Origin of the sequence: Mycobacteroides abscessus ATCC 19977 (genome assembly GCF_000069185.1) — a bacterium.
GTDB classification, from domain to species: Bacteria; Actinomycetota; Actinomycetes; order Mycobacteriales; family Mycobacteriaceae; genus Mycobacterium; species Mycobacterium abscessus.
In genome coordinates this window covers 4774911-4800023 of sequence record NC_010397.1, presented here as the reverse complement: position 1 = coordinate 4800023, position 25113 = coordinate 4774911, and the positions used below count along the sequence as shown (strand labels likewise).

The 25113-nt window shown below is 63.9% G+C and carries 2 protein-coding genes; both read left to right on the top strand.

The features are described from left to right. Positions 1 to 536: 536 nt before the first annotated feature. Entirely contained in the window at positions 537 to 767 is a 231-nt protein-coding gene (locus tag MAB_RS23745; protein ID WP_005095641.1) for an MbtH family protein, read from the top strand. Between the two features lie 17 nt (positions 768 to 784). After that, positions 785 to 25111, top strand: coding sequence for a non-ribosomal peptide synthase/polyketide synthase (locus MAB_RS23740; RefSeq protein ID WP_005112588.1), 24327 nt, complete (start codon positions 785 to 787; stop codon positions 25109 to 25111). Positions 25112 to 25113 lie beyond the last annotated feature (2 nt).

Here is a 25113-nt window from a genome sequence, read left to right as displayed (position 1 = left end):
TATGCGTGATCCTAAGTACTAGACGGTATTACAGCGCACAGCCGACGGACCCCTCGATAGCTTCCGCGAGTTTGCCTGTCTTAAACGAGGACTCGGTCCGAAGCGTCGCGGTGCTTGTCAACCGTACGAGTGTTGGGGGCGGCGTGCGGGCACTTTCGGTGGTTGGGCATGTCACTGGGAGCCCGCTGGGCTGCCGGATGGGCACCCTTGCGGCCCAAAGAATCTGGTCACGTCGGATACCTCGTCCAGTAGTGGCCGATGCGTGCCACGAACCTTACAGCAAACTATGAGACAACCAGGTCCGTCTGTGTCGCGGCCGCGGCGGTAGGCTGTTCACGCGGGGTCTGGTCACGACTAGCAGCCAATTTGTCTCTGGCGGGCCGGCCGTGCCGGGCAATCCTGGCCGACGTCTGGCATTTGTAACTGGCCAGTAGCAAGTATTGGGGATTTCTCTAAAAACGTGTACCGGCGACGTTTTCTCGGTTAGTTTTAGAACAGGTTCCACTTATCTTGGGTGGATGGTTTCGGGAGAACTGTTGAGCATCAATCCATTTGACGACGACAATGGCAGCTTTTTCGTTTTGGTCAACGATGAGGAGCAACACAGTCTATGGCCGGCGTTTGTCGATGTGCCGGCTGGTTGGCGAGTCGTCTTCGGCGCGGCGGACCGCGCCGCCTGCCTTGACAACATCGAACAGCAGTGGCCGGACATTCGGCCAAAGAGTCTGCGCGAGAGGGTGGCACAGGGTCGGACTGTTGAGCAGTAGGCAGTGGGTGGGGACCGATGGACAGTAATGCTGGGGCGCTCTCGCTCACGCGGGGCCAGCTAGATATTTGGCTTGCCGAAGAAACCGGGCGTTCTGGAGCCAAATGGCACCTCGGGATGCTTGGCCGAATCGAGGGGATCATCGAGCATGGGTTGCTCGAGCAGGCCGTGCGTCAGGTGATACACGAGGCCGAACCGCTCAGGGCGGTCTTTTCCGAGCTCAACGGACAGGTTTTCCAGACGGTCGTCGACTACCCGGATACCGAGCTCGCGCACCACGACCTAACGGGTTCGCCGGATCCTGTCGGTGACGCCTATCGGATTGCGGGATCGATCCAAAAGGCGCCGATGCCTCTGGACGGACCGCTGTTCAGGTTCGCGCTGATGCAGGTGCGGCCCGACGACTTCTATTTCTTCGTGTGCTGTCACCACATCGTGACCGACGGTATCGGCATGGGCCTCCTGTGTCATCGAATCGCCGCTGTTTACTCCGCGATCGCTACGGATGCGCCGGTTCCCGCACCGATTTTCGGATCGTTGCGAAGCCTCGTCGAATCGGAGTCGGACTATGAGGGCTCCGAGGACTACCTTGACGATGCGGCCTACTGGGCCAGCTGTGGCCCGCTCGACGATGAACTTCGGTATGGGACGCCGCCGGCCGCTGCGGCTCGACTCGCTGAGTACGAGCCATCTGCGCCAATTCAGTTGGATCCTGCCGTTGTTGCCAAGGCCCGTGAGTTGTCGCACGCGTTGGGGGTTCGGCGCGCGGCGGTGATCACCGCGGCATGTGCCCTGCTGGTGCATGGTGAAGTTGGGGGCGCAGAGGTGGTGCTCGACTTCCCGGTGAGTCGGCGGGTGCGCCCTGAGGCGCTGCTGGTGCCCGGTATGAGTTCTGGCGTGGTGCCGCTGAGGTTGACAACCTCGCCGTATACCTCGGTAGCCGACTTCTGTGAACACGTTGCCACCCGCATACAGGAAGCGTTGCGACATCAGCGCTTTCCGCTGCGCGACATCGAGAGCAAGACCGGATTCCAGCGCGGTGGGTGGCCATCGAGACATGCTGCCGTCAACTTCATCCCGACCACCCGCCTGGCTGACTTCGCCGGGGCGGCTGGGTCCGGCACCGTGACCCATACCGGCCTGGTGGACCAGTTCGGGCTCGTCTTTATCAAGAACGACGATGAGCTTTTCCTCAGTACAACAGGTGTGGGGGAATTGTTCCCCGACTGTGACGCTCGCACCCTGGCGGATCGGTTCGAACGGGTGTTGTCGGAGATGACCGCCGACCCACGGCGGCCACTTTCAGCCATCGACGTCCGCGCTGAGGCGCAGTGCCCTCAGCTGGACCTCTGGAGTAACCGGGGTGCGTTGACTCACCCCGTGCCCCGGCCGCTGTCGATTCCTGAGTTGTTTGCCGAGCAGGTGGTGCGTGATCCGGGGGCTGTTGCGGTCAGTTGTGGTGGGCGGTCGGTGTCGTATCGGGGGTTGGATGAGGCGTCGAATAGGTTGGCGCACTTGTTGATTTCTCATGGGGTGGGGCCGGGGCAGCGGGTGGCGTTGTTGTTGTCGCGGTCGGTTGAGGCTGTGGTGGCGATCATGGGGGTGCTGAAGACGGGTGCGGCGTATGTGCCGATTGATCCTTCGGTGCCTGATGCGCGGTTGCGGTTTGTGTTGTGTGATGCCGGGCCGGTGGTCGTGGTGACCACCGCGGAACTGGCGGACCGGTTGGCGGGGCACGGGCTGACTGTCGTGGACATCGACGGCCGCGCGGTGTATGGCCAGCCGAGTGCGGCCTTGTCGATAATGCCGCACCCCGACGACGTCGCCTACCTCATCTACACATCGGGCACCACCGGCACGCCGAAAGGTGTTGCCATTCCCCATCACAATGTGACGAGGTTGTTGGAGGCCATCGACGCCGATCTTGAGCTGGTGCCCGGGCAGGGGTGGGCGCAGTGTCATTCGTTGGCCTTCGACTTTTCGGTGTGGGAGATTTTCGGTGCGCTGCTACATGGCGGTCGGCTGGTGGTGGTACCCGAAGGCGTCACACGGGCACCCGAAGAGCTTCACGCATTGCTGGTGCATGAGCGCGTCAGCGTCTTGAGTCAAACGCCTTCGGCGTTCTACGCGTTGCATGCAGTGGACACGGCATCACCCGAGCAACGGCAACTCGCTCTCTCGGTGGTGGTGTTTGGTGGTGAGGCGCTGGAGCCTGCGCGTTTGAGTGATTGGTTCCAGGATCATCCGCAGTCGCCGCGATTGATCAACATGTACGGCATCACCGAAACGACGGTGCATGCCTCGTTCCGTGAGATCACCGTCTCCGATGTCGTTGGTACGAGTAGCCCCATCGGGGCGCCCTTGGCCGACTTGTCGTTCTTTGTGCTCGACGACTGGCTACGCCCGCTACAGGCCGGTGCGGTCGGGGAGTTGTATGTGGCCGGTGCGGGGGTGGGGTACGGCTATGCCGGCCGGACGTCTTTGACGGCGACAAGGTTTGTGGCCTGCCCGTTCGGCGGACGGGGCACGCGGATGTATCGCACCGGGGATCTGGTGTGCTGGGGATCCGACGGGCAATTGCGGTATCTGGGACGTGCGGACGAGCAGGTCAAGATCAGGGGTTATCGCATCGAACTCGGCGAAGTCCAATCGGCTTTGGCGGCTCTGGAGGGAGTCGATCAGGTCGCGGTGATCGCCCGCGAGGACCGTCCCGGCGACAAGCGACTGGTCGGCTATTTCACCGGCAGCGCCGATCCCGGGGAATTGCGTGAAACGCTGACGGACCGGCTGCCGTCCTACATGGTGCCCGCCGCGATCGTGGTCCTGGAGTCCTTGCCGCTGACCGTTAACGGCAAGCTCGACAGGAATGCCTTGCCGGCACCTGAGTACCGGGCCGTTGAGCGGTACCGCCGCCCGGCCACTGTGGTGGAGGAGACGTTGGCCGCGATCTATGCCCAGGTTCTCGGACTTGAGCGGGTCGGCGCAGACGATTCGTTCTTCGAACTGGGTGGCGACAGCATCTTGGCGATGCAGGTGTCCTCCGCGGTGCGGATGGCAGGCCTCGCGTGTCGCCCCCGTGACATCTTTGTCCAGCAGACGGTGGCGCGGTTGGCCGAGGTGGTTGTCGCCGGGGACACCATCGCCGAGCCGCTCGACGAGGGCACCGGTCCGGTTACTGCCACTCCGATCATGCGGTGGCTGAAGGAGATTGGCGGACCGGTCGCCGAGTTCAACCAGACGGTCGTGCTGCAGGCACCCGATGGGGTGACCGGTGCGGCCGTCATCGCCATGCTGCAGGCCGTATTGGATCGGCATGCCATGTTGCGGCTGCGCGCCGAGGACCACGGTAACGGTGGCTGGTTATTGTCAGCTGCCGCGCCGGGTGCGGTGGAGGCCGCCCAATGTCTGGAGTCGATCGACAGACTGACCGATGAAGCCCTGCTAGCGGCGCGGTCTCGGTTAGACCCGGCCGCGGGAGCTGTGCTGAGCGGGCTGTGGGTGGACTCCACCCACCGGCTGGTCTTGATCGTCCATCACCTGGCGGTTGATGGTGTGTCTTGGCGAATCCTTTTGGAGGACCTGAACATTGCCTGGACGCAACAGCAGGACGGGCGGCCTATCGCGCTACCCCGGCCGGGGACGTCCTTCCGGCAGTGGGCGGAGCTGCTGTCCGAGTACACGCGGAGCGAGCCTGTCGTGGAGCAGGCGCAGCGTTGGCAAACGGTGTCAGCCGTCCCGGCGCTGTTGCCGCCGGTAGACCCCGAGGCGGATACCTACGAGACCGCGGGGCAGCTTTCGGCGGCCCTTGACACGGAGACCACTCGCTTGCTGCTCGGTGCCGTTCCTGCCGCGTTTCATGCTGGGCCGCAGGAGATTTTGTTGATAGCCCTCGGGCTGGCGCTGGCAGAGTTCTCGGGTACCACACAGATAGCCATCGACGTGGAAGGCCACGGTCGTCACGAGGAATTAGGCGAGCTGAGTGGAGCAGGCGCCCGCAGTATCGATCTCTCGCGTACGGTGGGTTGGTTCACTACCAAGTATCCGGTATCGCTGGATCTGGATGGATTGGCCTGGTCCAGTGTGGTGGCCGGCGATGCGGCGCTGGGTGCCATGATCAAGGCCGCCAAGGAACAAGCACGGGCACTGCCCGACGGGCTGACGTACGGTCTGTTGCGTTACCTCAATCCGGCGGTGGATCTTGCGGCATCCGATCCGTCGATCGCGTTCAACTACCTGGGCCGGGTCAGCGGGCTCACCGGTGCCGGGTGGCAGCTTTGCCCGGATAGCGCGTCTCTGTCCCGAGCCGCCAGCCGGGTGCCTACGCCGTTGGGGCATCCTTTGGAGCTCAACGCCATCGTGATCGAGACCGAAGCGGGCGTCTTGCTGAATGCGGACTGGACTTGGGCGCGTTCGGCACTTGATCAGACGCAAGTCGGCCGATTGAACGAACTGTGGTTTCAGGCCCTGACCGGGATCTGTGCGCATGTTCGAAGTGGCGGTGGTGGATTGACCCCGTCGGATATCGCCCCCGCCGTGCTGAATCAAGGGCAGATCGATGAACTGTCTCGGCAGCATCACTTCACCGATCTGCTCCCGTTGACTCCGTTGCAACAGGGGCTGCTCTACCACTCCGGTACCGCACGGGGTTGCGACGACGTGTACGCGATGCAACTGAGCCTCGTGCTGGATGGACAGCTCGACCCGCAGCAGCTTCGTGATGCCGTCCAATCGGTGGTCGACCGACATCCCCATTTGGCGGCCCGCTTCTATGAGCGATTCGATCCGCCGATACAGGCAATCCCTACCGACCCCGTAGTGCCCTGGCAATACCTCGCGTTGGATTTCAACGGCACTGATATCGACGGACAGGTCCAGGAGATCAGCGCCGCCGAACGAGTCGCCGTGGGCGACCTCGCAAACCGATGCGCCATTCGGGCGGCGCTCATCCGCACCGCTGATGAGCAGCACCGCTTCATATTGACGACCCATCACATCGTGCTCGACGGTTGGTCGATGCCGATCCTCATACAGGAGATCTTCGCGAGTCTGCGTGGACAACGGCTGCGACCGGCGGCCTCGTATCGCAGCTTTGTCACCTGGCTTTCCGAACGCGATCAGGTTGCGGCCCAGCACGCGTGGCGCAAGGCGATGGCGGGATTCGATGCGCCCACACTTGTCGGTCCATCCACACCGGACGGGCCGGGACACCGCGGCGTTGAGTCGTTCCAGCTGCCGGAGGAGATCACCAAAAACGTTGGTGAGTTGGCGCGTTCGCGGCAGACGACGGTCAATGTGGTGTTGCAGGGTGCGTGGGCGTTGCTGCTGAGTTCGTTGTGCGGGCACGGTGATGTGGCGTTCGGTACTACGGTTTCGGGTCGGCCGGCCGAGGTGCTCGGTGCCGAATCGATGGTGGGTTTGCTGATCAATACGGTGCCGGTGCGGGCCACTATTGGTGCGGCCACCACGACGGCGGAGTTGTTGGGGCAGTTGCAGGGTAGACACAACGACACCCTGGAGCATCAGCATCTGGCCCTGAGCGACATCCACCGCATCACCGGACAGGAACGACTTTTCGACACCCTCATGGTGTTTGAGAATTACCCGATCGATGTCACCGAACGGTGGGACATCGAAGGACTGGCCGTCACCGGCTTCGATTTCCGTGAATCCAACCATTACCCGCTCGCGGTGCAGGTGCTGCCGGGCAGCGCCCTGGGCCTGCGCATCGAGTACGACTCCGGCGTCTTCGACTGTGCTGCTGTCAAGGCACTGTTCGGGCGACTGACAACGATTCTCTCGGCCATGACCGCCGATCCCGGGCTGCCGCTGTCCTCGATCGACCTGCTTGACGATGCAGTCCGTACCCAGCTGGACACGTGGAGCGGCCGCGAGAGTTTGATCGATCCCCCTGCGGTTAAGTCAATTCCGGAGCTGTTCGGCGAGCAGGTTGAGCGCTCACCGGGCGCGATCGCGGTGACCTGTGACGGCCGATCGCTGACCTACCGAGAACTCGATGAATCCGCCAATCGCCTCGCGCGCGTGCTCGCCGACCGTGGAGCAGGCTCGGGTGAAACGGTGGCGCTGCTGTTCTCCAGGTCCGCAGAGGCCATTGTCGCGATGCTGGCCGTACTGAAAACCGGCGCGGCCTATGTGCCGGTGGATCCCGCACTTCCCTTGGCCCGCATCGAGTTCATGGTGGCCGATACCGCGCCGATCCTGGCCGTCACCACCACGGAGCACCGACCCCGTCTTGGTGACATCGAGCTGTGCATTATCGATATCAACGAGCCCTCGCCGGATGTACAAGCGGAAACCGCGCCGCCGGGCCCGACGCCCGACGACATCGCGTACATCATCTTCACCTCGGGAACCACCGGCACACCGAAAGGTGTTGCCATCGCACACCGAAATGTGCCCGGGCTGTTCGACGCACTGAACGCCCAAGTACCGTCCGGTACTGGTCAGGTGTGGGCGCAGTGGCATTCATACAGCTTCGATGTCTCGGTATGGGAAATCTTCGGTGCGCTGCTACACGGCGCGTGCCTGCTGGTGGTGACGGAACAGGCGGCGGCATCGCCCGGGGAACTTCATGAGTTGCTTGTCACGCAACGCGTCAGCGTATTGAGTCAGACACCTTCGGCAGCCGGGATGATCTCGCCGCAGGGACTGGAATCGACGGCGTTGGTGGTGGCGGGAGAGGCTTGCCCACCCGAACTGGTGGACCGCTGGGCGCCCGGGCGGGTGATGGTCAACGCCTACGGGCCGACGGAGGCCACGGTGTATGCATCGATAAGCGCACCACTGCAGAGCGGGAGTCCGGTACTGATCGGCGCCCCGGTGCCGGGAGTGGCTCTGTTCGTACTGGACCAGTGGATGCGTCCGGCCCCGCCTGGTGTGGCCGGAGAGTTGTACGTGGCGGGTCGCGGTGTGGGCCTGGGCTATTGGCGCCGGACCGGGCTGACATCGACGCGCTTCGTGGCCTGCCCCTTCGGTGAGCCCGGCGGCCGTATGTATCGCACCGGAGACCTGGTGCAATGGGATGACGGTGGGCAGCTGCGGTATCTGGGTCGCGCCGATGAGCAGGTCAAGATTCGCGGATACCGAATCGAACTCGGTGAGGTCCAGGCGGCGCTGGCAACGCTCGATGGAGTGACTCAGGCAGTGGTGATCGCTCACGAGGACCAAGGTGGAACCCTGCGTCTCGTCGGATACGTCGTTGGGAAGGCAGATCCTGACCGAATCCGGACGCAGCTCGCGGCGCGGCTCCCTGGCTATATGGTGCCGGCCGCGGTGGTGGTGATCGACGCGTTGCCGCTTACCGTGAGCGGCAAGCTGGACAGACGTGCCCTGCCCGCACCGGATTACGTGGACGCAGCTCGATATCGCGCTCCGAGCAACCCGACCGAAGAAATCCTCACCGACATCTATGCCCGAGTCCTCGGGCACGAGCGTGTGGGGATCGATGACTCCTTCTTCGATCTGGGTGGCGATTCACTGTCCGCAATGCGTTTGCTCGCTGGGATCAACGCCGCGCTGAACACCGGTGTCACGGTGCGTACCTTGTTCGACGCGCCCACAGTCGCACAGCTGTGCACCCGGATCAGTCGAGACGAGACCCGGGTGGCACCGCTGACCGCCCGCGAGCGGCCTGCCCGGGTTCCGCTGTCATTCGCCCAGTCGCGACTGTGGTTCTTGGACCAATTACAGGGCCCCTCAGCGATTTACAACATGACCGCTGCCTTCCGGATCGACGGAGAGCTGGATGCCGACGCGTTGGCCGCCGCATTCACCGATGTCGTCGCTCGACATGAGAGCCTGCGCACCCTATTCGAGGCTCCGGACGGAGTCCCGCACCAAATGGTGATGCCTGCCGGCGGCGCCGAGCCAGGTTGGGAAGTCATCGATGCCGGAGATTGGTCGGTCGGGCAGCTGCGGGAGGCCATCGACGAGATATCGCGACATGCCTTCGATCTGTCGGCCGAAATACCGCTGAAAGCGGCCCTGTTCAGAGTCACCGACAATGAGCACGCGCTAGTGGTGGTGGTGCACCACATCGCCGCCGATGGTTGGTCGATCGCCCCACTGATGGCCGATCTGGGTACGGCCTATGCCAGCCGGTGTGCGGGTGAAGCTCCGGCGTGGGCAGATCTGCCGGTGCAATACGCCGACTATTCGCTATGGCAGCGTGCGCAGTTCGGTGAGCTACAGGACAGTGACAGCCCAATCGCACGGCAGCTCCGCTATTGGCATGGCGCGCTGGCCGGACTACCGGAGCGCATCACGCTACCCACCGATCGACCATACCCGTTGGCGGCTGATCAACGCGGAGCGACGATAGCGGTGAACTGGCCTGTTGAGCTACAGCGGCAGATAGCCGAACTGGCAGCCGAGAACAACGCGACCAGCTTCATGGTCGTACAAGCTGCACTGCTGATCCTACTTTCTCGTCTCAGTGCGAACTCTGATGTAGCGGTGGGATTTCCGATCGCCGGAAGGCGCGATCCAGCTCTGGATCAACTTGTCGGATTTTTCGTTAATACTCTGGTGCTGCGGGCCGATCTCGCTGGTAACCCCACGATCTGCGAGGTTCTCGAGCAGGTGCGCGTGCGCAGCCTGGAGGCCTTTGATAATCAAGACGTGCCTTTCGAGGTGCTCGTCGACCGGCTGAACCCGGTCAGATCCCTTGCCCATCACCCCGTGGTCCAGGTGGCGCTGGCGTGGCAGAACTTTGCCGGTCGCCATGTCAACGATTCGGCTGCGGGAGTCGAACTGGGGGATCTGCGGATATCGCAGATGCCGGTGGAAACCCGTACCGCCCGTATGGATGTGAACTTCTCGTTGGCGGAGCGTTGGACGAAGTCCGGTGAGCCGGCAGGCATCGGCGGCACCGTAGAATTCCGCACCGACGTGTTCGATGCCCGCACCATCCAGTCATTGGTGACTCGGTTGCAACGGGTGCTGACGGCAATCACTGCGAATCCCGCGGCGCGGCTTTCCGTTGTAGATCTGCTCGACGACGATGAGCGCTGCCGCTTGTCCGTCCTGGGCAACCACGCGACCCTGGCCCGGACGCCGTCTCGGCCGGCGTCGGTCACCGGACTTTTTGCAGAGAAGGTGAGCCGCACCCCCGAAGCGGTGGCGGTCTCCTGCGGGGAACGTTCCTGGACCTATCGGGAGCTTGACTCTGCAGCGAACCGGTTGGCGCACTTGTTGATTGATCAGGGCGCCGGTCCAGGGCAGGTGGTCGCGTTGCTGAGCAACCGATCGGCCGAGGCGATTGCCGCGATCTTGGGGATCCTCAAGACCGGTGCGGCATACCTGCCGATCGATCCCGCCGTGCCGGATGCGCGGCTGACTTTCGTGCTCGCCGACGCTGGCCCTGTCGTCGCCGTCACCACCACTGATCTCGCGGATCGGCTGGACGGGCGAGGGCTGGCGATCATCGATATCCGCGGTGTCGGGCCACACCCGCCGGATGCCGGATTCGACGGCGCGATACCGGATCCTGAACCGGACCACACCGCGTATCTGATCTATACCTCGGGCACCACCGGTGTGCCGAAAGGCGTGGCCCTCAGTCACCGCAACGTGACACAGTTGCTGGATTCTCTGGACGCTGGATTGCCACATCCGGGAGTGTGGTCGCACAGTCATTCTCTGGCCTTCGATGTCTCGGTGTGGGAGATATTCGGCGCGCTGCTGAGTGGCGGGCGAGTGGTGATTGCTTCTGAAGGAGCGACGAGCTCGCCCGAGGATCTGCACGCATTGCTGATCCGTGAGCACGTCACCGTGATCACCCAAACCCCCTCCGCGGCCAGAGCACTACCGCGGGAAGGTCTGGACTCGGCTGCGTTGGTGGTGGTCGGTGAGGCGTGCCCCGCCGAGGTGGTTGATCAATGGGCCCCGGGCCGGGTGATGATCAATGCCTACGGCCCTACCGAAACCACCATGTGCGTCGCGATCAGCGCGCCGCTGACCGCAGGGCAGGGGGTGCCGATCGGCACACCGGTCACCGGGGCGGCGCTATTTGTGCTCGACGAATCGTTGCGTCAAGTACCTGTCGGTGTCGTCGGCGAGTTGTATGTCGCAGGTAGGGGTGTGGGCTACGGCTACGTAGGCAGAGCGCCGTTGACGTCGACACGGTTTGTGGCCTGTCCGTTCGGGGATCCGGGCACCCGGATGTATCGCACCGGGGACCTGGTGTGCTGGAGACCCGACGGACAGCTTAACTATCTCGGCCGCGCCGACGAGCAGGTCAAGATTCGAGGGCATCGCATCGAGCTGGCCGAAATCCAGGCAGTCTTGGCGAGTTTGGGCGGCGTTGAGGAGGCGGTGGTCATCGCCCGTGAAGACCGCCCCGGCGACAAGCGTCTGGTCGGATACATCACCGGGACAGCCGATTGCGGCGGACTACGGATGGCGATAGCCGATCGCCTGCCTGCGTATATGGTGCCTGCTGCGGTGGTTCGGCTGGATGCGATACCGCTGACGGTGAACGGCAAGCTCGATACCCGGGCACTTCCCGCACCCGATTACGGCGACCACGGTCGATATCGGGCCCCCGCGAATGCGGTGGAAGAGGTGCTGGCCGATATTTATGCCCAGGTTCTGGGGCTGGAGCGGGTCAGCGTCGACGATTCCTTCTTCGACCTGGGCGGGGACAGCATTCTGTCGATGCAAGTGGTGTCCCGGGGTCGGGCCGCTGGCCTGCTCTGTCGACCCAGGGACATATTCGTCGAACAGACCGTGGCCCGGCTGGCTCGAGTTGTCCAAGTGACAGCAGGCTCGCGCGGACCGATCGATGAGGGCCTCGGGCACGTAGTTCCGTTGCCGATCATGCTGTGGCTGAAGGGGATCGACGGCCCCATCGAGGAGTTCAATCAATCGGTGTTGGTGCAGGCGCCCGAGGGCGTCGCAGAGGACGACGTGGTGACGTTGTTGCAGTCATTGCTGGACCGGCACGCCATGCTCCGGCTTCGCGTCAGTGGAGACGGTGTCGGAGGGTGGTCTCTGACGGTGCCGGAACCGGGTTCAGTCGATGCCGCCACATGTCTGCACACGGCGGAGTATCTCTCTGACAGTGCCGTGGTGACGGCGCGGTCGCGGTTGGATCCTGCGGCCGGGGTGATGCTCAGTGCGCTGTGGGTGACGTCTACCTCGCAACTGGTGATGATCGTCCATCACCTGGCGGTGGACGGCGTCTCATGGCGAATTCTGTTGGAGGACATCAACCTTGGCTGGGCTCAGCATCGTGATGGCCAGTCCGTGGTGTTGCCCGCGGCGGGCACCTCGTTCCGGCGGTGGGCGGAGCTGCTGACCGCGCTCGCCCACGATCCCGGGGTCGTCGAGCATGCACGGACGTGGCGGGAGGTCTCGGCGGCACCGGCGATCTTTCCGGCGGTACGACCCGACACGGACACCCACGAGACCGCGGGGCAGCTCTCGGTATCGCTGGATGTCGAGACCACCCGGATGCTGCTCGGCGCGGTACCCGCGGCATTTCATACGGGTCCGCAAGACATTCTGCTGATCGCATTTGGGTTGGCGCTGGCCGAGTTTGCGGCCACCGACACCCCGATCGGCATCGATGTCGAGAGCCACGGCAGGCATGAGGAGATTGCGGCAGGAATCGACCTGTCTCGGACCGTCGGGTGGTTCACCGCCAAGTATCCGGTGTCGTTGTCCGGGCGTGGGGTGCGCTGGTCCGATGTCGTGGCCGGAAATGAGGCACTGGGCGCGGCTCTCAAGGATGCCAAGGAACAGCTTCGAGGCCAGCCCGAGGGCTTGACCTTCGGTCTGCTTCGGTATCTGAACCCGGGAGCAAATCTCGCGACATCCGACCCGACGGTGGGATTCAACTACCTCGGGAGGCTGGCGGGCGGAGCTGCCGCGATGTCCGATGATCTGTGGCGGATACCTGCCGACGGCATGTCGGCTGTCAGCGTGGCCGCCGCGATACCGATGCCCCTGACCCACACGGTGGCGCTGAACGCGGGAGCGGTCGAGACCGACGACGGCCCTCAGCTGCAGGCCAATTGGACCTGGGCCTCTTCTGCACTCGATCGGGATCAGGTCAGCCGTCTGAGTCAGCTGTGGTTCGACGCTCTGACCGGCATCTGCGCGCACGTGCGCGCAGGCGGTGGCGGATTGACGCCGTCGGACATCACACCGGCCCGATTGAGCCAACGCCAGCTCGACGAGTTGCAACAGCAGTACCTGATCGCAGATGTGCTGCCACTGACCGCACTGCAGCAGGGCCTCGTTTTCCATAGCGGTGCTGGGAACGGGCCCGAGGGCGACCTTTACGTGGTGCAACTGGACATCACCATTGATGGCGCGCTGGAACCAGAGCGGCTTCACGGTGCGGTCCATACTGTCGCCGCCCGCCATCCGCATCTGGCGGCGCGATTCTGCGGTCAGTTCGAACAGCCTGTACAGCTCATTCCGGCAGAACCGACGGTGGGTTGGCGCTATGTCGACCTGAGCGCCGAATGGAACTGCGCCGATAAGGACGAAGAGCTCCAACGGCTGTGTGCCGCAGAACGCGCGGCGGTCTGCGACCTGACCGAACCGCCGGCATTCCGGGTGGCCTTGATACGTGTCGCGGCTGAGCGGTATCGGTTTGTGCTCACCAATCATCACATCGTGCTGGACGGCTGGTCATTGCCGATCCTGCTGCAGGAGATCTTTGCCGCCTATCGAGGACAACGGCTACCCGCCGCCACCCCTTTCCGGAACTTTGTCAGCTGGTTGGCAGCACGCGATACGGCAGCCGCACAGGCGGCCTGGGGTGAGGTGCTGGCAGGATTTCAAACTCCCACTCTCGTTGGCCCACCGCAAAAGTCGGGGCTGGGGCGGCGGGGGGTGCGCACGCATCAGTTGTCAGGGCGTCTCACTGGAGCGTTAGGCGAGTTGGCGCGTGCGCAGCACACCACGGTCAACACGGTGTTGCAAGGGGCGTGGGCACTGCTGCTCACCTCGCTGACCGGACAGCAGGACGTGGTCTTTGGTTCGGTGGTCTCCGGCCGCCCCGCGGATGTACCGGGTGCCGAATCGATGGTTGGCCTGCTGATCAATACCGTGCCGGTGCGCGCCAATATCAGCGCGGCCACCACCACTGCGGGTCTGTTGGATCAGCTCACCAAGGAGCACGCTAAAACGCTGGAGCATCAGCATGTTCCGCTGAGTGAGATCCATCGTATTGCCGAGCAGGAACGACTGTTCGACACTTTGTTCGTCTTCGAGAACTATCCGGTGGACACCGGTGTGTTGTCGGGGGCCGACGGATTCGCCATCGACGAGATCATCAGCCACGAATCCACCGACTACCCGCTTACCATGCAAGCGATCCCCGGCGGAGAGCTGCGGCTGCGCATCGAGTACGACACCGCTCTCTTCGATGTGTGTGGCATTGAAACCTTTGTCAAGAGAATCGAATCGGTGTTGTCGGCGATGGTCGCCGACCCGCGTCGTCCGTTGTCGGCGGTGCAGATTCTCGACGAAACCGAGCGTGATCGCCTGCAGCGGTGGGGAAATCAGGGAGTCCTGACTCATCTGGCGCAGCCGGCGTCGATACCGGAATTGTTCGCCCGGCAGGTCACGCGGTCCCCAAAGTCCATCGCGCTGGTCTGCGAAGACCGTTCGTTGACATATCTGGCCCTGGATGAGGCATCCAACCGGTTGGCGCGCTTTCTGATTGGGCGTGGGGTGGGCCCGGGCGAGCGCGTGGCGCTGATGTTCCCCCGCTCGGCCGAGGCAGTCGTGGCGATCCTGGCTGTGTTGAAAACCGGTGCTGCCTACCTGCCGATCGACCCGGCTCTACCCGGCGCCCGCGTCGAGTTCATGGTCTCCGACGCGGGCCCGATGGCCGTCGTCACCACGGCCGCACTGGCTGAGCGTTTCAGCGGCTTCGGGCTGCCCGTTGTCGACGTGCAGGATCCTGCGATAGCCGCCGAATGCGGCGCCGGATTGACGATGCCCTCGGCGGACGGCATGGCTCACATCATCTACACCTCGGGTACGACCGGCCTACCCAAGGGCGTGGCGGTAACACAGCGCAATGTCACCCAACTGTTCGACTCCTTGCAGATTGGGGTGCCGCTGGAGCCGGGCCAGGTGTGGACGCAGTTCCACTCATATTCCTTCGATTTCTCGGTGTGGGAGATCTGGGGCGCGCTGCTGCACGGCGGAAGGCTGGTCGTGGTGCCCGAAACGATCGCCCGCTCGTCGCGGGACTTTCACCGGCTACTCGTACGCGAGCAGGTCACGGTGTTGACGCAAACACCGTCGGCGGTGTCGATGTTGCCGGTCGATGGTCTGGATGTGGCGACTCTGGTCATCGGCGCCGAGCCTTGTTCACCGGAATTGGTCGACAGGTGGGCGCCGGGACGAACTATGGTCAATGTCTACGGCCCCACCGAGACCACGATGTGGTTGTGCGCCAGCGCGCCGCTGGCGCCCGGTCTGGGCGCGCCGCCGATCGGCTCGCCAACGGCCTGGGCGGCGTTCTTCGTACTGGATGAATGGCTGCGTCCGGTGCCCGCCGGTGTGGTCGGTGAGCTGTACCTGGGCGGTGCGGGGGTAGGTATCGGCTATTGGCGCCGATCGGGTCTGACCGCGGCGCGGTTCATGGCCTGTCCGTTCGGTGAGCCCGGCAGCCGGATGTATCGCACCGGTGATCTGGTGCGGTGGCGCGCCGACGGACAGCTGGACTACCTGGGCCGTGCCGATGAGCAGGTCAAGATCCGTGGCTATCGGATCGAGCTCGGTGAAATCCAATCGGCGCTGGCCGCGCTGGACGGTGTCGAGAACGCAGCCGTGATCGCGCGCGAGGATCGTCCTGGCGATAAACGTCTGGTCGGCTACATCACCGGCGCCGCGGATCCGGTCGGCGCACGGACGGCGCTGGCCGAACGGCTTCCGGGCTATATGGTGCCCGCCGCGGTAGTGGGTTTGGCCGCGTTGCCCATGACGGTCAATGGCAAGTTGGACGTCCGGGCACTCCCTGCGCCCGACTACCAGGATGTCGACCGTTATCGTGCGCCGGTCGGTGCGGTGCAAGAGATCTTGGCCGGAATCTACGCGCGGGTACTTGACGTGGAGAGAGTCGGAGTCGATGACTCGTTCTTTGATCTGGGCGGGGATTCCGTATCGACCATGCGCTTGGTGGCTGCGGTCAATGCAGCACTAAATGCCGACCTTTCGACACGTACGGTATTCGACGCACCCACGATCGCGCAGCTCGCTCTGCGGATCGGTGAGGGCGCAGGCGGCCCGGAGCCACTCGTTGTGGTGGAGCGTCCCGAGGTGATCCCACTATCGTTCGCACAGAACCGATTGTGGTTCGTCGATCAACTGCAAGGGCCTTCACCGGTTTACAACATGCCAGTGGGTCTGCGGCTCTATGGGCGGCTCGACGCCGCCGCCCTGGGCGCTGCGCTGTCGGACTTGATCGGCCGCCACGAAAGCCTGCGTACACGTTTCGATGCACCCGGCGGGAACCCTCGCCAGATCGTATTGCCGGACGGCCCGATTGATTTCGGGTGGGAAATCATCGACGCCACGAGCTGGCAGACCGGCCAACTGGACGAGGCCATTGCCGCGACAGTCTGTCGCAGCTTCGATTTGGCTATCGAAATACCTTTATATGCACGGGTTTTCCGCATCGCCGAGGAAGAACACGTGCTGGTTGCGGTGGTACATCATATTGCGGCCGACGGATGGTCCCTGACCCCCCTGATGCATGATCTGAGCGTGGCGTACGCCAGCCGGTGCCGTGGCCATGCTCCCGACTGGGCGCCCCTGCCGGTGCAGTATGTCGATTACACCCTTTGGCAACGGGCGCAACTCGGCGACCTCGGCGACGGTGACAGCCCCATCTCTGCACAATTGGCCTATTGGGAAGGCGCACTCGCCGGGCTTCCCGAGCGAGTGGCACTGCCCACGGACCGGCCGTATCCGCCGGTTGCCGATCAGCGTGGCTCCACCGTTGAAGTGCAGTGGCCGCCTGAGTTGCAGCAACAGGTGCGGGCGACGGCCCGCGAGCACGGTGCGACCAGTTTCATGGTGATGCAGGCGTCTCTTGCGGTGCTGCTGGCCAGCATCAGCGGTACATCCGATGTGGCCGTGGGGTTCCCGATCGCCGGGCGCAGGGATACCGCGCTGGATCAACTCGTCGGATTCTTCGTCAACAACCTGGTGCTGCGCGTCGATCTGAGCGGTGACCCCACGGTTGCAGAGTTGCTTACTCAGGTCCGTCAGCGCAGTCTCGCCGCCTACGAGAATCAGGACGTGCCCTTCGAGGTCTTGGTGGAGCGACTCAACCCGATCCGCAGCCTGGCCCATCATCCGCTCGTGCAGGTCGCACTGGCCTGGCAGAACCTGCCCTGGCAGGACACCGGTCCCGCGGATGGCCTGCGCCTGGGCGATCTGCGAGTCGAGCCGCTGTCGGTGGATACCCAGACCGCCCGTATGGATCTAACCTTCTCTTTGGGGGAACGCTGGACCATGGCCGGTGAGCCCGCCGGCATCGCCGGTGCAGTGGAATTCCGTACCGATGTGTTCGACGCCGACAGCATTGAAGCGCTGATCGCGCGCTGGCAGCGCGTCGTGGCGTCGATGACGGCCGATCCCTCCCGGCGCCTTTCGTCGATCGATGTACTCGATGAGGCCGAGCACACCCGCGTGGATCGATGGGGTAACCGCGAGCTGTTGAACAGGCCACCTGCTGTTCGGAGGTCGGTGCCGGCATTGTTCGCCGAGCAGGCCGCTCGGGTACCCCACGCGGTCGCAATCAGTTTCAACGGTCGCGAGCTGACCTACCGGGAAGTCGATCAAGCATCAGATCAGCTGGCGCACAGGCTTATTGCGCAGGGTGTTAGGCCAGGCGAGTCCGTTGCGCTACTCACCGAACGTTGTCCGGAAGCTGTGGTGGCGATGCTTGCGGTGTTGAAGACCGGCGCCGCGTATCTACCAATCGATCCCGCACTACCTGATGTGCGGGTCGAATTCATGATCGGCGATGCCGCACCGACAGCCGCGATCACCACGGCAGACTTGACCGACCGCCTGGCCGGATACGCCCTGACGGTCATCGACGTCGGTGATATCGCGGAGGGCGCCAGTTCCGGTGCGGGGTCCTCGCTACCGCTGCCGAGCCCAGACGATATCGCCTACATCATCTACACGTCCGGCACGACCGGGGTGCCGAAGGGTGTGGCTATCGCACATCACAATGTCACTGCGCTGATGGGATCGCCCGCGACATTCCTGGCGGGACACACTTGGGCGCAATGGCATTCGTACGCTTTCGATGCCTCGGTAGAAGAGATCTGGGGTTCGTTGTTGCATGGTGGGCGGTTGGTGGTGGTACCGGAGTCGGCTGCGCACTCGCCCGAGCACCTCACCGCCCTGCTGGTTGCCGAGCAGGTGACCGCGTTGAGTCAGACCCCTTCGGCGGTGGCGTTGTTGACACCGGAGTCGCTGGACGCGGTGTCGTTGTTGGTGGCCGGTGAGCCGTGCCCGGGTGAGGTAGTGGATCGTTGGGCGCCGGGCCGGTTGATGGTCAATGCCTACGGGCCGACGGAGACCACGATCTGCGCGTCCCGGACAGCGGCATTGGTGGGTGGCACGGGATCGCCGTCGATCGGCGCGCCGGTACCGGGCGCGGCGATGTTCGTGCTGGACGGGCTGCTACGTCCGGTACCGCCGGGTGTGGTGGGTGAGTTGTACATCGCCGGCCATGGTGTGGGGGTCGGATACGCGGGCCGTACCGGTTTGACCGCTTCCCGTTTCGTGGCGTGCCCATTCGCCGATGCGCAGTTGCCGGGGCAACGGATGTATCGCACCGGTGATCTGGTGCGGTGGCGTGCCGACGGACAGCTGGAGTACCTGGGCCGCGCCGACGAGCAGGTCAAGATCCGTGGCTATCGCATCGAACTCGCAGAAATCCACTCAGTTTTGACCGCACTGGATGGAGTCGATCAGGCTGCCGTGATCGCCCGCGAGGATCGTCCAGGGGACCGGCGGCTGGTGGGCTACGTGACCGGAACCGCCAACCCTGCCAAATTGCGCGCGCAGCTAGCCGAACAACTACCGGCGTACATGGTGCCCGTCGCCGTGGTGGTGTTGGCGGCATTGCCAATGACCGTGAACGGCAAGCTCGACACCCGCGCCCTGCCGAGGCCGGAGTATCAAGACATCGATCGATACCGCGCGCCGGGAACACTCACCGAGGAGATTCTGGCCGGGATCTACGCGAGAGTGCTGGGGGTTGAGCGCGTCGGCGTTGACGACTCGTTCTTTGATTTGGGCGGAGATTCGTTGTCCGCGATGAGACTGATCGCGGCGGTGAATGCGGACCTGAACGCCGTTGTATCGGTGCGGACCGTGTTCGAAGCGCCGACGGTGGGTCAGTTGGCGCCTCGTATTGCCGACGCGTCGAGCTCGCTCAGTCCGCTGGTGGCCGCTGAGCGACCGGCGCAGATCCCGTTGTCATTCGCGCAGGCCAGACTGTGGTTCCTCGATCAACTTCAGGGCCCATCACCGGTCTACAACATGGCGACCGCGCTGCGGATCAGCGGAGCGCTGGATGTCGACGCATTGGGCGCGGGTCTGGCAGACGTGGTGGCTCGCCACGAGAGCTTGCGTACGCAGTTCCGTGCGACCGGGGGTGTACCACAGCAGGTGGTCGTGCCAGCAGCGGACGCCCACTTTGGTTGGGACGTGGTCGATGCCACCGGGTGGACGACAAGCCAGCTGCGCGAGGCTATCGGTGAGGCCGCGCGGCACACTTTCGACTTGTCCAATGAAATACCTTTGTATGCGCGACTTTTCCGGATAACCGGTGATGAATATGTGCTCGCGGCGGTGGTACATCACATTGCTGCGGACGCCTGGTCCATCACCCCGTTGGTGACGGATCTCGGTGTCGCCTATGTCAGCCGGCGTGCGGGGCACGCACCGGGGTGGGCGCCGCTGGCGGTGCAGTATGTGGATTACACCCTTTGGCAGCGTGCCGAATTCGGCGACTTCGCAGACGGTGGCAGCCGGATCGCGGCACAGCTGGACTATTGGCAGGACGCACTGGCCGGGATGCCCGAACGTGTGGAGCTACCCACGGACCGGCCCTACCCGTCGACCGCTGATCAGCGCGGTTCCACCATGGCAGTGCAATGGCCGGCCGCCTTGCAAGAGCAGATCGCCCGGGTGGCCCGCGAGCACAATGCGACCAGTTTCATGGTGCTGCAGGCCGCCCTGGGAGTGCTATTGAGCAAGCTCAGCGGAAATACCGATGTCGCCGTGGGATTCCCGATAGCCGGTCGCCGGGACCCCGCACTGGATGAGCTGATCGGGTTCTTCGTCAATACTTTGGTGCTGCGGCTCGATCTGTCCGGTGACCCGACCGTTGCCGAGCTGCTCGCGCAGGTGCGCGCACGTAGTTTGGCCGCCTACGAAAACCAGGACGTGCCTTTCGAAGTGCTTGTCGAGCGGCTCAATCCCACGCGATCGTTGACGCACCACCCGTTGATCCAGGTGGCGCTGGGCTGGCAGAACGTGCCTGGACAGGACAACGGTTCGTCGGGCCCTGGACTGGCACTCGGTGACTTGGAGGTCACTCCGATGGATGCCGATACCCAGACCGCTCGCATGGATCTGAGCTTTTCCCTTGCCGAGCATCGGACACGCGATGGCGAACCGGCCGGGATCGGCGGCACGGTGGAATTCCGGACCGATGTCTTCGACCCGGCGAGCATCGAGCGGCTACTCGGCCGCTTCGAGCTGGTGCTGACCGCAATGACCGCTGATGTGGAGAGCAGGCTGTCGTCGATTGACGTGCTCGACCCTGCCGAGCACGCCCGCCTGGACTCCATGGGTAATCGTGCGCTGTTGGAGCAGCGCGCGATCAACCCGGTGACCGTCCCGGCGTTGTTCGCCGACCAGGTGGCGCGCACCCCGGAGGCAGTGGCGGTAACTTGCGGCGGGCACGCGTTGACTTACCGGGAACTTGACGATGCCGCGAACTGGCTGGCGCTCAGGCTCAGCAGGGCGGGCGTGGTGCCGGGAGGCTGTGTAGCGCTGCTCCTGGAGCGATCGTCGCAGGCGATCGTCGCCATGCTGGCGGTGTTGAAGGCCGGTGCGGCGTATCTCGCGATCGACCCGGTGATGCCTTCTGCACGTATCGATTTCATGTTGGACGACGCGGCGCCGACAGCCGTGGTTACCACCAGCGGCCTTGCCGGGCGGTTCGATGGCCGCGAGATGTCCGTCATCGACATTGGCGAGCTCGCCGATGTGGACGATGCCGAAATGGAGATCGTCCACAGCCCAGCGAATCCGGGTCCCGAGCCCGATGACATCGCGTATCTCATCTACACCTCGGGCACCACAGGTGTCCCCAAGGGCGTGGCCGTCACACACCACAATCTGACACACCTGGCGCGCTCGACCCCAGCACAGTTGCCTGCGAATCAGGTGTGGACGCAATGTCATTCCTACGCCTTCGACTTCTCGGTATGGGAGATTTGGGCCGCCCTGCTCGGTGGCGCGCGCGTGGTGGTGGTGCCGGAATCCATCGTGAGTTCCCCGGAGGACTTCCACACTCTGCTGGTCAGAGAGCGCGTCAACGTGCTCACGCAGACGCCGTCGGCGGCGGGTGCTCTCTCGCCAGCAGGCCTGGATTCGGTGGCGTTGCTACTCGGCGGTGAGGCATGTCCGGGCGAGGTAGTGGATCGCTGGGCAGCGGGGCACACAGTCATCAATGCCTATGGACCTACCGAAATCACCGTCTACGCGTCGATGAGCGCACCACTGGCGGCCGGATCCGGAGCCGCTCCCATCGGGGCGCCCGTATCGACTTCCGCGCTATTTGTCCTCGATGAGTGGCTGCGTCCGGTACCGGTCGGGGTCGTCGGTGAGTTGTACGTCGCAGGTGAGGGTGTGGCCTGCGGGTATCTGGGCCGCTCGGGCCTGACCTCGGCACGGTTCGTGGCCTGTCCGTTCGGTGTGCCCGGTGCGCGCATGTATCGCACCGGTGATTTGGTGAGCTGGCGGCCGGATGGACAGTTGCAGTACCGCGGTCGTGCCGACGACCAGGTCAAGATCCGCGGATACCGCATCGAACTCGGCGAGGTGCAGGCCGCGTTGTCCGCGCTGAGCGACGTGTCGCAGGCGGCGGTGATCGCCCGGGAGGATCCACCGGGCGTCACCCGCTTGGTCGGTTATGTCACCGAATCGGTGAATGGTGTCGCAGAACCGGACCGGCTTCGAAATGCTTTGGCGAACAGGGTGCCCGGCTATATGGTCCCGAGCGCGATCGTTGTGCTGGAAGCGTTGCCGCTGACGGTGAATGGCAAGCTCGATATTCGCGCGCTGCCAGCTCCCGAATATCAGGATGCCGAGCGATACCGCGCCCCGGCCGATGCGGTCGAGGAGACACTGGCCGGCATTTACGCGCAGGTACTCGGGCTTGATCGCGTCGGGGTCGACGACTCGTTCTTCGACCTTGGCGGAGACAGCATTCTGTCCATGCAGGTGGTTGCGCGGGCGCGTGCATGCGGTGTGGTGTGTCGGCCACGTGACATCTTCGTGGAACAGACGGTGGCCCGGCTGGCTCAGGTCGTTGGCGTGGTCGATGAGGACTCGGGGCCCGTCGACGAGGGCGTGGGGCCGGTGGCGGCGACGCCGATCATGCGGTGGTTGCGTGATGTCGAGGGCACCGGCGCCCCGACCGATCAGTTCAACCAGACGGCGGTGATACAAGCACCGGCCGGCGCGAGCGAGTCCGATGTCGAGATGGTGCTGGGAGCCCTGTTGGACCGGCACGCGATGCTGCGGCTGCGTGTCGAGAATTGGATGCTTCAGGTCCCAGAGCAGACTTTGACGGCACCCTGTCTGCAATCGGTTGAGGTACTTACTGATGCGGAGTTGCTGGCGGCCAGGGCACGATTGAATCCTGCCGCCGGTCAGATGGTCAGTGCGCTGTGGGTGGCATCGACGGGCCAGCTCGTGTTGGTCATCCATCACCTCGCGATTGACGCGGTGTCCTGGCGAATCCTGCTCGAAGATTTGAACATTGCATGGGGTCAGCATCGTCATGGGCAACCGGTGGCATTGCCGAAGGCGGGCACTTCGTTCGCCCGCTGGGCAGCGCTGCTCGAGGAGCACGCATACGACAGGGACGTTGTTGATCAGACCGATCGCTGGCGGCGCGTGCTGGCGACCCCACCGGCGCTGCCCGCTGCGTGCCCGGAGCTGGACACCTATGCCAGCGCCGGCCACTACACGGCATCACTGGACGTCGAGACCACCCGCGCGCTGCTCGGCGCGGTTCCGGCCGCATTCCACGCAGGGGTCCAGGACATCCTGTTGATCGGCTATGCGCTGGCATTGACCGAGTTCCTGGGTGTCACCTTGCCTGTGGGCATCGAAGTCGAAGGTCACGGCCGTGTGGAAGATCTGGGAGGATGTGTCACCGAGATTGACTTGTCCCGCACGGTAGGTTGGTTCACCACGAAATACCCTGTGGCATTAGCTGTTTCGGGAAAGCCCGGGCGATCTGCGGGCAGGTTGCGCTGGGATCAGGTGGTGGCCGGCGATCCGTTGCTGGGCGCGGTGATCAAGGATGCCAAGGAGCAGTTGCGCTCCCTGCCCGAGGGCATGACCTACGGACTTCTGCGATATCTGAACTCCGATGTTGATCTCACCGGAGCCGAGCCGACCGTGGGATTCAACTACCTTGGCAGGCTCGGTGGCGGGGGCGCTGGTCGAGCGGAATTCCACGACCAACTGTGGCAGGTCAGCCCGGACACGGCTGCGGTGGCCGCTGCCGTTACCGCATTACCCATGCCACTTACCCACACCGTTGAACTCAACGCCAGCACTGCTGAAACAGAGGACGGTCCAAGCCTTTATGCGGCGTGGACGTGGGCACCCTCGGTCCTGGACGAGGTCCAGGCCGCCAGACTCAGCCGGCTGTGGTTTGACGCGCTCGCCGGGATCTGCGCGCATGTACGTAGCGGAGGTGGTGGTCTGACACCCTCCGACATCGTGCCTGCCCGGCTGACCCAGCGCGAACTGGACGACCTCGCCCGAGATCATGCGATAGACGACGTACTGCCTCTGACACCGTTGCAGCACGGACTGCTGTTCCAGGCCAACACAAGTCGGGGAAACAGCGACGACGTGTACGCCATGCAGCTCGATATCACCATCACCGGTCCATTGGACGCCGACCGGCTGCGGGAGGCGGTGCGGGCGGTCGTCAACCGCCACCCCAATCTGGCGGCTCGGTTCGACAAGAGATTCGACGAACCGGTGCAGATCATTCCTGCGAACCCAACGGCGCCCTGGCAAGTTGTCGAAATTGATGTGGAACAAGCTGATTACGAGCAACGTCTACAGGGGTTATGTGCTGCCGAGCGTGCGGCGGTCTGTGATGTGGTCAATCAGTCGGCCTTCCGTGCGGCCCTGATCCGTATCGACGAGAATGAACACCGATTCGTCATGACGTATCACCACATCGTTCTCGATGGTTGGTCGCTGCCGATCTTGCTGCGCGAGGTATTCGCAAGCTATTACGGGCAGCGGCTTCCCGTTGCGAGTTCGTACCGCAGGTTCGTGACCTGGCTGATCGAGCGCGACGTCGATGGTGCGCGCAGGGCTTGGTGTGAAGTTCTGAAGGATTTCGATCGTCCGGCTCTTGTCGCCCCCAAGGGCCGGCTGCCGGGGCGTCGTGCCACCGAAACGTTCCGCATATCCGCCGACATCTCGGATGCTGTGGGGCAATTGGCGCGCTCACAGCACACCACCGCAAACACCGTGTTGCAGGCCGCCTGGGCGCAGGTCCTGATGTGGCTGACGGGCCGTCATGATGTCGCATTCGGGGTGGCGGTCTCGGGCCGGTCGGCCGAGGTGGCGGGAGCTGATTCGATGGTGGGGCTCTTGATCAACACCGTGCCGGTGCGCGTTACCGTCACCCCGGACACCACCATCGCCGAACTGCTTGCAAACCTACAGCGGCAGCACAGCGACACCCTCGAGCATCAGCATCTGGCACTCAGCGAGATCCAACACGCGGTGGGCCAGGAGCAGCTGTTCGACACGTTGTTCGTCTATCAGAACTATCCGGTACAGACAATGGCTTCGTCTATGCCGGACGGTTTGTCGATCACCGCGGTCAGCGGTCGCGAGTACAACCATTACCCGTTGACTTTGCAAGCGATGCCAGGAAATGAACTGGTGCTACGGGTCGAGTTCGATACCGGCCTATTCGGTGAGAGTCGGGTGCGGAAAGTCGTCGAACGATTCCAGCGGGTGCTGGAAGCCATGACGGGGGAGGTGCGGTAGCA

Excerpts from the sequence above, each read along its gene's own strand:
- MAB_RS23740 (WP_005112588.1), top strand. The coding sequence starts at position 785 with ATGGACAGTAATGCTGGGGCGCTCTCGCTCACGCGGGGCCAGCTAGAT.